Origin of the sequence: Nitrospira sp., from assembly GCA_029194535.1 — a bacterium.
Lineage (GTDB): Bacteria > Nitrospirota > Nitrospiria > Nitrospirales > Nitrospiraceae > Nitrospira_C.
Genome location: JARFXR010000003.1, coordinates 183,282 through 198,492, shown reverse-complemented (window position 1 = coordinate 198,492; position 15,211 = coordinate 183,282). Strand labels below are relative to the sequence as shown.

General features: G+C 62.0%; 11 protein-coding genes. 8 read left to right on the top strand and 3 right to left on the bottom strand.

The window, feature by feature from the left end:
• Positions 1-7: 7 nt before the first annotated feature.
• Complete coding sequence (locus P0111_18135) at positions 8-1,924, bottom strand: acyl-CoA dehydrogenase family protein (protein MDF0645951.1); 1,917 nt, start codon at positions 1,922-1,924, stop codon at positions 8-10.
• Positions 1,925-1,990: 66 nt separating this feature from the next.
• Here P0111_18135 and P0111_18130 point away from each other — a divergent pair, with 66 nt between their 5' ends.
• From P0111_18130 to P0111_18120, 3 genes are read left to right on the top strand one after another with little or no spacing between them, the layout of a single operon-like run.
• The gene (locus P0111_18130; GenBank protein ID MDF0645950.1) at positions 1,991-3,442 is read left to right on the top strand and encodes a thiolase family protein; all 1,452 of its coding nucleotides are present in this window, start codon (positions 1,991-1,993) and stop codon (positions 3,440-3,442) included.
• Positions 3,443-3,444: 2 nt separating this feature from the next.
• Complete coding sequence (locus tag P0111_18125; GenBank protein ID MDF0645949.1) at positions 3,445-5,631, top strand: 3-hydroxyacyl-CoA dehydrogenase NAD-binding domain-containing protein; 2,187 nt, start codon at positions 3,445-3,447, stop codon at positions 5,629-5,631.
• 38 nt (positions 5,632-5,669) lie between these two features.
• The gene (locus P0111_18120) at positions 5,670-7,328 is read left to right on the top strand and encodes a long-chain fatty acid--CoA ligase (GenBank protein MDF0645948.1); all 1,659 of its coding nucleotides are present in this window, start codon (positions 5,670-5,672) and stop codon (positions 7,326-7,328) included.
• Here the strand turns inward: P0111_18120 and P0111_18115 are convergent.
• A complete protein-coding gene (locus tag P0111_18115) occupies positions 7,325-8,491 on the bottom strand; it encodes an NAD(P)/FAD-dependent oxidoreductase (GenBank protein MDF0645947.1) in 1,167 nt (388 codons plus the stop codon). The genes P0111_18120 and P0111_18115 overlap by 4 nt on opposite strands.
• A 140-nt stretch (positions 8,492-8,631) precedes the next feature.
• On the opposite strand from P0111_18115, the gene P0111_18110 reads away from it, so the two are divergent.
• The 4 genes from P0111_18110 (at position 8,632) to P0111_18095 (ending at position 12,445) form a co-directional block, all read left to right on the top strand.
• On the top strand, positions 8,632-9,843 hold the full coding sequence (locus tag P0111_18110) for a patatin-like phospholipase family protein (GenBank protein MDF0645946.1): 1,212 nt from the start codon (positions 8,632-8,634) through the stop codon (positions 9,841-9,843).
• Positions 9,844-10,065: 222 nt separating this feature from the next.
• Positions 10,066-10,452, top strand: a complete 387-nt coding sequence (locus tag P0111_18105) for a hypothetical protein (protein MDF0645945.1) — start codon at positions 10,066-10,068, stop codon at positions 10,450-10,452.
• Between the two features lie 14 nt (positions 10,453-10,466).
• Positions 10,467-11,225 carry a lipid-binding SYLF domain-containing protein gene (locus P0111_18100; GenBank protein ID MDF0645944.1) on the top strand — a complete coding sequence of 253 codons (759 nt, stop codon included), beginning with the start codon at positions 10,467-10,469 and terminating at the stop codon, positions 11,223-11,225.
• Entirely contained in the window at positions 11,222-12,445 is a 1,224-nt protein-coding gene (locus P0111_18095) for an endonuclease/exonuclease/phosphatase family protein (GenBank protein ID MDF0645943.1), read from the top strand. Before P0111_18100 ends, P0111_18095 begins: the two co-directional genes overlap by 4 nt.
• A 96-nt stretch (positions 12,446-12,541) precedes the next feature.
• On the opposite strand, the gene P0111_18090 is transcribed toward P0111_18095, so the two are convergent.
• The gene (locus tag P0111_18090) at positions 12,542-13,795 is read right to left on the bottom strand and encodes an RNA polymerase sigma factor (GenBank protein ID MDF0645942.1); all 1,254 of its coding nucleotides are present in this window, start codon (positions 13,793-13,795) and stop codon (positions 12,542-12,544) included.
• A gap of 214 nt (positions 13,796-14,009) precedes the next feature.
• Here P0111_18090 and P0111_18085 point away from each other — a divergent pair, with 214 nt between their 5' ends.
• A complete protein-coding gene (locus P0111_18085) occupies positions 14,010-14,909 on the top strand; it encodes a hypothetical protein (GenBank protein ID MDF0645941.1) in 900 nt (299 codons plus the stop codon).
• The last annotated feature ends 302 nt before the right edge of the window (positions 14,910-15,211 follow it).

Here is a 15,211-nt window from a genome sequence, read left to right as displayed (position 1 = left end):
ACTCGGCCTATCGGGATGGATCCGCCTGTGCGGAGTAATTCGCGGCAGCGGCCGTTTCGTCGACGTTCACGGCGGGGATAATCCCCTCTTCCAGCCAGGCATAGTCGCCGTTCATGATCGCCTTGGAGAGTCGATAGACGGCGGTGTCTCGTCTCGGCCGTCCGGACCGGCCGGTCAGGGATGAACCGGAGCGCAGGCGGTCGGCCATGTCTTCGCAGAAATAATCGACCAGCTCGCGGATGCCCGGTTTGGTCCGTATCTCCGGCTGGGACGCGAACCACAGCACCGCGGTCATGGGAAAGATCAGGAGGCCGTCGTCTACCAGTCGTTGCAGCTGGAGTTGTTTGTTGTGCAGTCCCTGCCGGTGGCGCACTGCTGCGACCAGCGTGGAGCGAGTCAGCTTGCGTGATGCGGATTCGATCAGCCTGGTCCAGCGCGCGTAATCTTTTCCAAACAGGCCGCGAGGGCCTCCCGCATGCAGGAAGGGAAGGCATGAACGAAGACAAGCTCGGCCATAGTACCACGCGGCTGCCGCCCTCTCCGGCCACGAGCCGTCGAGCAGGGCGAGTCCTTGATCGATGTACGGAGCGAGCGCCTCCCGCGCCATCCAGATGCGCAGAATCTCGCTGGTGCCTTCCCAGACCAGGTTGATCCGGGCGTCGCGCATCATCCGCATGACGGCGACTGGAGCCTCTCCGCTTTTTCTCTGAGACTCCGCCGTCATAAACCCGCGCCCGCCGCGCACCTGAAAGAGGTCGTTGACCCCTTCCCAGTACCACTCGCTGCCGATGATCTTGGCGGCCGCCGATTCGAGCCTCAGGTCGCCCTTCTTGTTCGCCCAGGCTCCGCAATAGGCCATCACGGCTTCGAGCGCCAAGGCATAGGCGGCGGTCCGGCAGAGCTTTTCCCCGATCAGGGTGTGCTCGCCGATCGGCTTATTCCACTGCACCCGGGCTTTCGCCCACCAGCGCATAAGCGCGACGCATTGTTTGAGCCCGCCCAAGCAGGCGGCGGGGAGCGTCAGGCGGCCCACGGTCAAGGTGGCGAGGGCGATGCGCAGGCCATCCTCTTCGCTGCCAAGACGGTTTTCGATCGGTACGTAGACCCGGTCGAACGATGGGGCTCCATTATAGATGGCTCTCACGCCTTCGAAGCGGAGCCGCGTCACGGAGCAGCCGGGCCACTGTGTTTCCACGATGAAGGCGCCATAGCGTTTCACCGCGCGGGGATCCTTCAGGTCGTGCGGATCATCCACGATCCTGGCGATCACGATCAGCATGGAAGAGAGGAATTCGCCGTCCCGTTTGGCGGAATTCGTGATGAAGAATTTGTCGCCTGTGAGGCGGTAGCCCACGGTCGCGCCTTTTTCCAGCACGCGGACCGCGTACGTGTCGACCTTGGAGATGTCGCAACCGACCTGGCGTTCGGTCAGGGCGAAGCCGGAAATCTCGCCGCGAGCCAGCCGGGGGAGGTACCGGGCCTTCTGTTCGTCGGTGCCGAAGAGGCGCAGGGGCTCCGGCACGCCGATCGATTGCGCGGCGGACAACAGCACGGTCAGCGAGGCGTCAACGCTGCCGCATAGCGTTGCAACCTGCTGATATTCCGATTGGCTCAGCTCGAGTCCGCCGTAATACCGGGGAATCTTGATCCCGAAGGCGCCGAGTTGGGCCAGGTCTTTGATGGTCGAGTCCGGAAGTTCACCCTCCCGGTCGATGCGTTCCGGGTCCAGCGGTAGGAGCGCGGCTTTGAACCGCTCCAGAAACTCCAGCGCGGAAGGGCTGGTCTGGGGAATGCGGATGGAGGAAAAGAGATGCCAACGGATGTCGCGGATGAAGAGCCCTGCCAGGAAACCCTGGTAGACCGCCTTGTCTCGGGCGGTTTCCGCGACCGCGACAGAACCCTGAAATACGTCCGATTGTGTCATTGGGTGTCGGTCGAGCGAGACGGCGTTGCCGGTGCCTTCCCTACCGATTCTACCTGAAGAGGGCTCGTGCCGCCATGGCTTGGCGATTCGGGACCGGCTCCCTCCATTGTGGGAGGCGAAATGGGGATCGGCAGGTGCGTGGAAATGGTCCAGCCGTGGTACGATGGGGGAGAATCGAACGGAGATCGCACGATGCGCCAGGTTGTCGTCGTTGATGCATTCCGAACGCCTCTCTGCAAAGAAGGCACGGACTTTGGCGGAACGGACGCAGATGTGTTGGGGGCGTGGGTCGTCCGCGAGCTCATCGTGCGTTGCCACCGTTGGAATCTTCCCCTGACGACGATCGATGGTGTCCTGGGCAGCAACGTCGCGACCCCCATGCACGCCGTCAATCCGACGAGGGTGGCGGCCGTCACCGGCGGGCTGCCCGCGACGATTCCCGCCGACACGGTGGCGGGAAAGAATTGCGGCTCGGGCGTGACGGCGCTCTACTACGCAAGCCTTCGCATCCGAAGCGGCGATGCGGACACGATTCTGGCGATCGGCATGGAGGCGATGAGCCGTATTCCGGTCGTCTATGATCGCACCGTCGCCGATCTGGTGCTCCGCTATGGGAAAGGGCGGACGCTTCGCGAACGGACCGTCGCGGCCTTCTCGTTGATTCCCAAGCTGCTCAATCTGAAACGCTACCCGCCCCGCGTGGGCTTGGTGATGGGCCTCACCGATCCGATGTGCGACCTCATCATGGGGCTGACCGCGGAGAACATTTCGAAGGACCCTGAACTGCGCATCAGCCGCGAAGAGCAGGATGCCTACGCGGTCCGGTCGCACCAGCGCGCGGCAGGCGCCTGGAAGAACGGCCTCTTTGCCGACGAGGTGGTGACGATGTATGTCCCCGAGCGTCAGGCTTATGTCGCCCGCGATAACGGAATCCGTGAGGATGCGAGTCTCGAGACCTTCGGCGGCGTCAAGCCGGTGTTCGACCGATTCCACGGTTCGGTCACCCCGGCGAACGCGTCGCAGATTACGGACGCGGCCGCGGCCATGTTGTTGATGGAAGAAGAGAAGGCCAAGTCGCTTGGACTGCCGATTCTCGGCTATGTGAGGGAGTATGCGGATTTCGGCTATGAGCCGTCCTGCATGGGATTGGCTCCAGTCGGCGCCATCGCCTCCTTGCTGGCCAGGACGGGGCTGACACTGAAAGACTTTGCCGTCTGTGAAATCAACGAGGCCTTTGCCTCCGTGGTCCTTGGGATCACACGCATCCTCAATTCCTCCGCACTCATGGAACGGAAATTCGGCCGGTACGGATGGACGGAACGCTTGGGGGAAATACCTCCCGACGATCTCAATCCCCACGGAGGCGCGATCGCGATCGGCCATCCGGTGGGCGTTTCGGGTCTGCGACTGGCGATGACGGCGCTTTATGAACTCAGGCGGCGCAACGCCCAGCGAGCCCTGATCAGCGCCTGTGTCGGCGGCGGGCAGGGTGTGGCGATGATCGTGGAAAGAAAATAGGCATGGCGAACGATCGGATCGGCACAGTCGAGAGCCTCGAAGGGTTGCAACACTTCAAGACTGCGGTTCTGGAAGACGGAACCCTGCTTGCTGGATTCGACTATCACGGGAAGGCCGTCAACGTCCTCAACGTCGAGAGTATGGCCGAATGGCGCCGATTGGTCCAGTGGGCCGAGGGGTCTTCGGCCGTCACCGGCGTCGTGTTGCTGAGCCTGAAAACCGGCAACTTTTGCGCGGGAGCCGATCTGGAGGAAATGCACGAGGCGCAGCGGCGAAAGTCCTTTCAGGCGTTGGACCAGCTGGTGGTCGCCGCCCATACCGTCTTCGATGCGATGGGACGGTCCCGAAAACCGTTTGTGGCGGCTGTGGAGGGGGCCTGTCTCGGCGGAGGTCTGGAGTTGGCGCTGGCCTGTCATGCACGCGTGGCCAGTACCCACGAGAGAACCGGGTTGGCGCTGCCGGAGGTGAGATTGGGCATCCTGCCCGGGTTCGGAGGGACTCAACGGCTGCCGCGGCTGGTCGGTCTCGTGCCCGCATTGGAGATGATTACGACCGGCAAGACTATCTTCCCCCGTCAGGCGTTGCGCATGGGTTTGATCGATGCCATGGTCACCTCGATTCCGTCCCGCGAGCGGCGGCTTGAGGAGATTCAACAGGAATCACTCATCCAGGCGGCGCTGGCGCGGGTGCGAAAGCTTCGGGGCGCTGCAGACCGAAGATCCGCCCTGCCGCTGAGCCGCCGGCTCCCCGGTCTACCGCTGATCCGCTCGCTGGTCTGTCGTTTTGCCCGTCGCCGGGTGCTCCAGCGCGTCCGTCATTTTTATCCGGCGCCTCTCGGCGCCATCGACGCCGTCGAACGAGGGTTGGGCAAAGACCTGCTGGAGGCCTCGCTGACCGTCGAGAAGCCCCTCCTGATCGAGTTGATGGCGAGTTCCGTGTCCACGCATCTGGTAGGGCTGTTCTTGGCCGGGGAGGCGGTCAAGCGCAAGGCGGCGACGTCCGCTGAAGGGGTGACGCGCCTCGGCGTGCTCGGCGCCGGCCTGATGGGATCCCAAATTGCCGGCCAGCTTGCAGACAAGGGCTATGCCGTCGTCTTGCGGGATCTCGCCCCCGACATCTTGGCCGCGGCGGTGGGGCGGATTCACAAAGCGCTGGCGTCGCAGGTGCGGAAGAAGATCATTTTGCCCTCCCAGCTCCGCTATCGAAGCCTGAGGATCGCCCCGACCACCAGGATGTCCGACGTGAGTTCCGCGGGGCTCGTGATCGAGGCCGTATCGGAAAAACTGGAAGTGAAGCGCGCGGTGCTGGCGGAGTTCGAGTTGGAGGCGCCGTCCGATGCGATATTTGCGACCAATACTTCGTCTTATACGCTGGCCGACATCGCGGTCAACGCGATTTGCCCGGATCGGTGCGTGGGACTGCACTTCTTCAATCCGGTGGCCAAAATGCAACTGGTGGAGGTCGTGCGCGCACCGTTTACATCCGAGCGGGCGCTGGCCGAGGCTTGCACCGTGGCCAAGCGGTTGGGCAAATTTCCGCTCCTGGTGCGCGATGGACCGGGTTTTCTGGTGAACCGGATTCTGTCGCGCTACCTTGCGGAGGCCGTCATCCTGGTCGGGGAGGGCGTGCCGATTCAACGCATCGACCGCGTGGCTCAAGGTTTCGGCATGGCGGTGGACAGCGGGCATCCGATGGGTCCGCTCGAGCTGATCGACCTGATCGGTCTACCGGTCGCGATCCATGTCCTGGCGTCCCTCACCGTACTGGGTCACAGGATTGAATCGCGCGAGGCGCTTCTGCGGAAGCTGCTTGGGGAGGGAGGCTCGCCGCTGCCGTTCTGGAAGTCGGGAAAGGAGAATCCTGAGGCGGTCGAAGCGATCCTGGAGCATCGTCGGGCCTTCGGTGCGGAGGCCGTGCCCTTGTCGGACGAGGTGTTGCACCGTCGCCTGTTTCTCCCGATGGTGGATGAAGCGGTGCGGTGCTTAACGGACAAGATCGTCGAACAGTCTCGGGAGGTCGATCTGGCTTTGACGTACGGGATCGGATTTCCCGGGTTTCGCGGCGGTTTGCTGACGTGGGCCCGTGATACGATGACGCCCCGGACCCTTGCCGGGGAACTGGAATCCCTGGCGCAACGGTATGGAAAGCGATTTGAGCCCTGCCCCGACCTGGCGGCTGGAGATTGGTAAGTCCGAGATCGAGCAGAGCTCGGCAGGATGGAACGCATATGCCTGAACGCCTCTGGATGTCGCATTATCCGCAGGGAGTTCCGCCGCAGATTCCGTTGATCTCTGAGACACTCCTGGACGTGCTGTCCGGCAGCGCGCGGCGGTTTTCTCGCAGGCCGGCGCTCTATTTTTTCGGCAAGACCATTTCGTATCATGATTGTCAGGTACTCGTAGAGAAGTTCGCCTGCGGCCTTGCGGCGTTGGGGCTGCGTAAGGGAGACCGGGTGGCCTTGTGTCTGCCCAACTGTCCGCAGGCCGTCATCGCCTACTTCGGCATTCTGCGGGCGGGCGGGATCGTCGTGGCCTGCAATCCCACCTATACGGAGCACGAGCTGTCCCACCAGTTGCAGGATGCCGGGGCCAGGGCCATCGTCGTGCTCGACCAGATGTACCAGAAGATCCGACACCTCGACCTCGAGCTGGTCATCGTCACGTCCATCACGGATTTCATGACCACCGTCGCGCGATATCTCTACCACCATCGAAACGGCCGTCACGCGGTCGAGATCCCGACGGGAGGGACGACGAGAGTGTTTCATGACGTCTTGAACCTGACGGACGTCGAACCGGCGCGGCTGCCGGCGGTGGTGCCAGAGGACATCGCCGTCCTGCAATACACGGGCGGGATCACGGGCCTCTCCAAGGGGGCGGAGCTGCGTCATCGAAATCTGACGGCCAATATTCGCCAGCTGATCAGCTGGTTTGCGCCGGCCGAACGAGTCGAGAGCTTCCTGGCGGCGCTCCCGCTCTTCCACGTGTTCGGCATGACGGTCACGCAGAACATCTGTCTCGCGGTCGGCGGATGCATGATTCTGGTTCCTGATCCGCGCAACATGTCGGTGCTGCTCACCCTCCTCCGCAAGAAGCAGCCGACGGTGATCACGCTGGTGCCTGCATTCGTGAGAAAGCTGCTCGAACAGTGCGATGCGAACGATTTTATCTCCACGAAGTTCGTGATCTGCGGCGGCGCGGCGCTGCCGTACGAGCTGCTGAAGAAATTCAGGGAGCAGACGGGTCATCTGATCGTCGAAGGATACGGGCTGTCCGAGGCATCGCCCGTGACGCATTGCAACATTCCGCGAGGCTTGTCGGTGAAGCGGTCCATCGGCTTGCCCGTCCCCAACACTGACGCGAGAATCGTGGACGAGGCCGGCCGCGACGTGCCCGAAGGGGAGATCGGCGAGTTGTGGGTCCGCGGACCGCAAGTGATGGAACGGTATTGGAATAATCCGATGGAAACCGCCAATGCCGTCAAACCCGGCGGGTGGCTGGCCACGGGGGACATGGCGAAGACCGACCAAGACGGGTTCTTCTACATCGTGGACCGCAAGAAGGACATGATCCTCTCGAATTCTGGCTTCAACGTGTACCCGGCCGAGGTCGAGCGGGCGTTACAGCTCCATCCTCTCGTGCAGGACGCCGCCGTCATCGGAGTGCAGGCGGGAGATGGAGGCGAATCGATCAAGGCGTTCGTGGTGCCGAAGACCGCAGCCCTGACGGCCGAGGATCTCTTGACTCATTGCCGGCATTATCTGGCGGCGTACAAAGTACCGAGGAAGATCGAGTTTCGCAGCGAACTGCCCCGGTCCATCCTGGGGAAGATGCTGCATCGGGTGCTCCGAGTGGAGGAACGGGCTCGACTGCAGCCGAACAGCTAGGCCGGTCCGGCGGTACCGGACAGAGCCCAGCGGGCTCTGATGCAAGGGAGGTTGACGACGTGCTGCGCGAGGGCCATGGCGGCCGACAGTCCCGGGGATTCGATGCCGATCAGGTTGACGAAAGGCGGCTTCTCCCTGTCGACGGCGACGATGAAATCGGGCTTGCGCCCGTCTTGCGTCATGACCGAGGGTCTGATTCCGGAATAGGCCCAGCGAAGATCGCGCTCTTCGAGGGAGGGAAGGAACTTCTGCACCGCCGTAATAAACAGGCTCGGAGGGGTGGGGTTCGAAACATAGTCGGCTTTGTCCTGCACGGCGACTTCGTTCGGTCCGATGAACAATCGCCCGTTCGGCCTCGGGCTGAAATGAATGCCCTTGCCGGCCGCGCCGGGAGGCAATGCCGGATACACCAGCCGTCCGATGAGGCCTTTCTTCTCGGCAGCGACAATCTCATAATATTCGCCGCGGAGGGGACGGATCGTGTACGAGATCCTTCCTGAGAGGAACGAGGCCACCTCGTCGGCATGGAGGCCTGCCGCATTGATCAGCCCGGCGGTTCGGATCCTCTGTCGATCGGTCGAGACCAGGTATCCGTCGTCCTCGGGATCGATGCCGACGACCCGGTGTTCGAAGGCGAACGTGACCCCCGCCGCTTCCGCGTCAGCCTTGAGCGCCGACACCCAGGCCGCCGGATCGATCACGCAGATGCTTGGAATAACGATGGCCCCGCAGGCCTGGAGATGGGGCTCCCACTCGCGCAGACCTCTCGGCGTCACGAACGAGACCGGCAGGCGGCTGCGCCGGGCGTTGACCCACAGCCTCCGCAGCATGGCGATGTCCCGCCAGAGACCGCGCCGGATGTCTTCCCAGGTTACGGCAATGACCATCCCGGAACGGAGCAACGGAATGCCGCGTGCGACGGCGTACGAGACCGCCAACCGGCTGCCGTCCCGTGCCAACCGCCCCTTCAACGTGGCCGGATGTTCGTGGATGCCGCTGTGGAGGACGCCGCTGTTGCGTGAGCTGGTTTCTTCTCCAGCCCCGCGGCGCTCTTCGACGACGAGGATGCGCAGCGGACGGTTCGCGGCGCGCGTGGCGAGCTCTCGTGCCACCGCGCAGCCGACGACGCCGGCACCGACGATGCAGACGTCATAGGCGTCCATCGTCCGGCATCCCGTGTTGGAGGTCGAATGGCGCGAGCCGTGCCCGGGCATGATGAGGGAAGATCGGCGGATGGATGACAACGCGACGCTGAATTCGTGCGACCGTGAGCCACCGGCGATCGTCAGGGTGGAGGACCGGCATGCAGAGCCGCTTCGATAAATTCGGGAAGGTCATCTTCGTGTTCTGCGGCGGAGGCTGCAAAGCCATCATACAGGCGGTGGCCGCCGCCGAGTTCGTCGACGCCGGCATCATGCCGAGCCACATCGTCAGTTCCTCCGCGGGAAGCTGTAATGCGCTCGGGTTCGTCGAGGAGCCTGGTTCTGTCGGAGCCCAGAAGACGTTGCGCATCTGGGAAGACTATATCACTTCGCCCGAGGCGATCTATGAAGTTCATCCGTTCTTTCGGGAGAAGCTGGCGCGCTTGTTGGGCGTGGTGCCCAGGGCGACGAAGGGGTTGGTTCCGGGATCCGCCTTTCACGATGTGAAGCGGGCGCTGCGGTTTTTCCCCTTGGTCTTCTCCCTGGGGTTGCGCATGCCGTTCCGGGCCGCCGGCCGCGCGGTCAGCTTCATCTTCCGGCTGATGGACACGTTCGAATCCCAGCAGAAATCGTTTCGACGTCTCGTGCAATCCCCGGAAATCTTGGAAGCCTTCGACGAGATGGACAAGTACTTCGAGTTCAAGCGGATGAAGGCTTTCCTCGATCCGTTCCCTCTCCTGGCGCGACTCGGTGAGCAGATCGATTTGCAGAAAGTAATCAACAGTCCCGTCACCTGGCACATCATGACCGAGCGGTACGAGGACGGGGCGACGGTGGTCTTTTCCAATCGAGACGCCGATCTGGTTGCGGCGACGGGCGGGGATGCCAAGACGCAGAAAGCCGTCTACGATCTGTTTTTTAAGCGGATTCGCGCGTCCATGGCCCTGTATCCGTTGTTCGAGATGGTCGAGATGGACGGCTATCGTTATCTTGACGCCGATCTCGCCAATCCGCTCCCGGTCGAAGAAGCCTTCGGTCATGGTTGCGATACCGTTGTGATGTTTCTCAACGTGCCGGCCAACAGCGTCCGTATCGATCCTCACCCACTGCGCGACCTGTTGGAGCTCAACGATCTCCTGCGGCTGAACGAGCGCTATATTCACCACCGTCTCAAGGAGGCCCAGATGAGGGCCAAGGAGACGGGGGTCAACCTGTTCGTCGTTCGACCGGAATCTATTCCGCCCGGTCTTGGGTTGCTGGACATCGACGACAAGGTGATTGAATACGTCAAGCAGCACGAGCGACTGCGAATGAAAGACTATCTCGCCGATCTGGATGTGCACAATCTGAGGTTTTCCCCACCTATGAGTTGAGTTCGTCCGTGTCCCGCCGCGGCGAGTCTCGCCGGTGTCCCACGGGCTCCGCTTGTCTCCCCTCGCGTCACCCCGCTCCGACGTGCCAGTTGATTCTCTCCGATGTCACGAGGTAGCGTTGCACCAATCGAGGTCTCGTTCTCTTGATCTTGAGAGGGCGAGTCTCTTAATCTGTCTTCGTGAGGTGCAAGGTGACGCTTCCCATACTGCCCCAGGTGGCTCATGGCTTATAAGCTGAAGGTCATTCCCATCAGCGAGTTCCTCCGGAGCGATGTCAGCGGCGTCGTGGACCTCAAGGCCAGTCGAGAATTGCTCAAAGGTTTGGTCGAAATATGCGCGAAGGAACATCTTGATCGAATCTTGATCGACGGACGGGAGGCGAGTTCTTCCGCGAGCACGGTCGACGTATGGACCCTGGCGAACGATCTGGGGACGTTGGGGCTCAGCCGCGAGTGTCGTGTCGCGGTGCTCAACCGCCCCAAGGACGACTTCGACCGCATGGCGTTTCTCGAGCTCTGCGCGACGAATCGTGGATACCAATTGAGGGCCTTCCGCGATTTCGAGGAGGCGTTTACCTGGTTAACGGCCGGCGATGGAGCCGGCGAGTAGGTCCTGCAGCGCCCATGCTCCCTGTCCAAGCTCTTATCGTCAATCGGTTCAGGCAACCGGTGCGCGTGGTCTTCGCGCTCTGGATGGGACTGTGCCTGCTCACGGGATGGGGATCTCTTCTGTTTCCAGTCACGGCGCGGGGAGCGGATTTGACCGATCTGGAAGAAGTCGTCGATAACGCCCGCCTGACGTTTGCCCAGTTCTCCGGCAATCCGGACCTGGCATGGCTGCGCAAGAATTTGAAGGATGCGAGGGGGGTGCTGATCCTTCCTCGTGTTTTGCAGGCAGGCTATTTTGTCGGTGCTGCGCTCGGCTCCGGGGTGTTGCTGCTCCACGATGAGCGCACGGGCGAATGGAGCGATCCGGCGTTCTACACGGTGACGGCGGGAAGTTTCGGGCTGCAGATCGGTCTGAAGCGATCCCAGGTTGTCGCCCTCATCATGACCAAGAAGGGGATCGACTCCATGATCGGTTCGAAATTCATGCTCGGCGGGGATCTCAACCTGACTGTCGGACCGGTGGGGAGGGGGCTGACAGGCGGGGTAACGCCGACCTTGACTGCCGACGTGGTCGCCTACGCCAGATCCGAAGGTGCGTACGGAGGCATCTCGCTGCGCGGATTGATCCTCTCTCCGGACGACGGCTGGAATGAGTTGTATTTCGGTCGACCGATGAACGCCTCGGAGATCCTCTTGAACGCGTCGTCGGTTCGGCACTGGTATTCGGCCCGACTGCGCGCGGCCGTGACGAGCGCGCAGATGGAAGATCCGTGAATCCCTGTCGGCGATGGCTACTCGTCTTCTGGTTCGGCGTATGGACGACCGCCTGCTCGTCCGCACCGACGTTCTTCGGAGAGAGGGCCGAGTCCCCTCTGGCCTCCGCGTCTCCTCCCGCCACGCTGAGGTTCCTGACCTTCAACGCCCTGCATGGGTTGGCGACGGGCCGGGTCAGCGTCGCGCTCGGTGAAACCCCTGAACAAAACAGACGAAGGTTCCAGCTGTTCATCAAGCAGCTCGAATTGGAGCGACCGGACGTGGTGTTCTTGCAGGAGGTCAATCCGCTGCCCGACAGGGCCCAGTACTACGTGGAGGCCTTGGAGGCTCTGGGGCTTCATTATCGGGTGGTGTATCAGGTTGATGCGTGCGGCGTCCGGTTCTCGGGCGACAGGGCGCTGTTCCCGGATCTCAATAACGGACTAGCCATCCTCGCCAAGGAAGAGTTGGAGCTGAAGAAAATCGTGGGACTCCAACTCAGCGGCGATGTGGGTAACTGCCGGAGCAATTCGGGCTTTCAACTGGGGGAGCTGCGATACGGCCTCATTGCCGAGATCGGCTTGCCCGGCAGCAAAGGGCGCTACTTGCTGGCCAGCACCCATCTGCATTCCGGATTCGAAACCGGCGGGCAGTTCATGGAGCTGCTGTCCGCGCTCCACCGGGACGGACGGTTTCGCGAGTATCCGTCGTTCAAATGGGCGGTCGATCAGACGCGTTTGCGGAGGATCAGCGAGCTGAACGTCTTGATTCGCACGCTGAACAGGTTCAAGCGGCAACAGGGATACGAGGGGATCGTCATCGCCGGAGACTTGAATTTCGAGCGGGATTTTCCCGAGTACCGGGAACTGGAACTCTTGAGGTTCAAAGACACGGCATTGTTGGGACTGCAGATCAACGAACTGTTTACAGCCGATCCGACCAGGAACGCCTGGATACGCCAGGATGCGGAGGCGCCCATCCCGCCGCTGCTGATGAGCGCCATCGCCGCTGAAGACTCGGCCGTGCAGGAGCAGATCATCGCCGCCTATCGAGCGGAGATGGTCCGGCCCCGCCGGATCGATTACATTTTCGTGGATACCATCTTTCCCCGCTACTGCCTGCGGCAAACCCTCTTCGGTCTGGAGACGGACGACAAGGGATTTCCGGCCTCCGATCACTACGGGATCCTGAATACTTATTCGCTCCAGACGGCCGACCAGGTCTGTGCTCCAGAATCCTGACGGCGGACGTCCGCTCGATTAGCCCGCATCATTCATGAAGGCTCGTGACGAAACTGCGGAACGCCGTAGGCTCTTCGATCTCGCTCGGGAGAGGGTTCAGTCCTGCAGTTCAGTCAGCCGTCGCTCGAGAAACCGTCGCTCCGGCTCCTGCTGAGTGAGGTTCAGGGCGCGCTGGTATGACGCGCGAGCCTCTTGCGTTTGTCCCAGACGCCGGCACAAGTCTGCTCGCGCCGCGTGCGCTAAATGGTACGTGGCCAGATCTCCATTCTCGAGGATCGCATCAATGAGTTTAAGCCCGACTGAGGGACCGTCACGCATCGCGACGGCAACGGCATGGTTGAGGGCGATGACCGGTGAGGGTTCAGCCTGTGACAAGAGCGTGTAGAGCCGGACGATCCGGTCCCAGTCAGTGGCGGCGGCGCTCGACGCCTGCGCATGAATCGCCGCAATTGCCGCCTGGATGGTATAGAGGCCGATCTCCCCATGGGAGAACGCCCGTTGTACGAGCGAGAGTCCCTCCGTAATCTGTTCGCGATTCCACAACGATCGATCTTGGTCCTCCAGAAGAATCAACTCGCCGGTCGTCGAGGTCCGCGCGGCCCGCCGCGAGTCCTGCAGCAGCATGAGTCCCAGGAGCCCCATTGCTTCCGGTTGTGGCAGCAGCGCGACCAGCAGCCGAGCGAGCCGCACGGCTTCTCCCGAGAGGTCGTGGCGGGTCACCACCCCGCCGGAGGAGGCAGAATATCCTTCATTGAAGACGAGATAGAGCACTCGGAGAACCGCGTCCAGTCGATCGGGCAATTCATGTTCGGTCGGCACGACGTAGGGGATGCGTGCGTCCCTGATCTTTGCCTTGGCCCGGACGATGCGCTGCGCGATGGTCGCCGGCTTCGTCAAAAACGCGTGGGCAATCTCTTCGGTCGTCAAGCCGCAGACTTCGCGAAGCGTCATGGCGACCTGCGCCTCGGGCGAGAGGGCAGGATGGCAACAGGTGAAAATCAGGCGCAACCGGTCATCGTCGATCTGTTCGTCGTCCCACTCCTCCGGATCGCCGGTGCGTGACTCCAATTCCTTGGTCAGTTCGACCAACGAGGCATCGAAGCGGGCGCGCCGCCGTATGGCGTCGATCGCTTTGAAACGGGCAGTCGAGACCAGCCATGCCCGAGCGTTGTCCGGCACTCCGTTTCGGGGCCATTGTTCCATGGCGGCGGCGAAGGCCTCGTGGAGTCCCTCCTCAGCAAGATCGAAATCGTTGAGGAGGCGAATCAAGGTCGCCAGGACCTGCCGGAAGTCCGATCGGTAGATCTCCTCGACTCGGGATCTCGCGCTGGTTTCTGCATCGTGGTTCATCGGCGCACTGGACATCCCTTGGGTGTTCTACGTTCAGAGGTCCTTCAACAAAAGATAAACCATCGCCTCATGAGAAACCATGGGAATCATGTGGAGAAGGGATGCTCCCGCTTGTCCGGCTGGCCGGACAGGGGGGAATTGAAGTAAAGTCAGCTCGGATCGCCGGGTGGACGAGGAGCCGATGCGACGAATCGGACGCTGGCCGGGGAGGCTTATGAAACGAATCTTGGCAATACCCGCCCTGTTCGTGCTCTGTGTCAGCTGTTCGCCGGTCCAGCCCGTTCAGGTGGAGGCGATGAGAGTGCCTGAAACGCTTTGCGCAAGCGATCAGGCGATCATTTTCTGTGACGGATTTGAATCCGGTACGCTGAGCCTGTGGCAGGACGGAGTCGATCCCTCACGACACAAGGTGACTGCCGCCGATTCGGATGTGGTAAGCGGCCGACAGTCGTTGGAGGTGGTCTATCCGGCCGGCGCCGACGGAGGGTGGATGACCCGGTGGTTCATGCCGGGTTACGATCATGTGTTCGCCCGGATCTACGTGAGGTTACAACCAGGCTGGCGCTGCGGCGGAACCTGCACAAAGCTGATCGCGTTCTACGCGAATCGGGTGGACGACCGGTGGTCCGGTTTCGGCAAGGCGGGGATACGCCCGACGGGACAGGACTATTTCTACGCCGGACTGGCCACATTGAACTGGTATCATCAACCGGATCCGGGCGAGATCATCTTCTACAGCTACCATCCGGAGATGCGTCGGGCCAAGGACGGACAATTCTGGGGGAATTTCTCTTATCAGGACGATCCCCGGGAGGTCTTGCGCCCAGGCCGTTGGTATTGTATCGAGTTTGAAGTACAGGCCAACAGTCCTGGCAGGCGCGACGGTTACCAAACTATGTGGATCGACGGTGTGCTCAAGGGCCGGGTCTCCGGCATCAGGTGGCGGGATTCATCGGATGTCCGGATCAATGCCTTTCAACTGACCTTCTCAGGCACGGTTCCGGTCACCCAGCGGATGTGGATGGACGACGTCGTCGTCGGTGCGGAGCGGGTCGGGTGCAGCCGTCCTCTTCCACGGGACTCAACTGGCCCGGCGACGACAGCCCCTCAATAGTGCATGCTCCCCGTACCGTCTCGACTACTCGCAGATACAGTTCGCCTTGTACTCCGTGCACATCGGTCCAAAACTCTTGAGGCAGTCACAGCTGCACTTGGGAGTCTTGTCGGCAGGGCAGGTGATCTTGCATGTGTCCTTGAGTCCTCTCCCGCAGGAAACGATCTCGCAAGAATTGGAGCCTTCGGCCACAACGAGCGGACTCTCCTTGCATTGAGGTGTGGACAGACCGTGATCGGAAGCCGGCCGCATAAGCACGGCGGAATTTGCCGCCGGCCCTTCGTCCGCCGACAAGGTGGGAG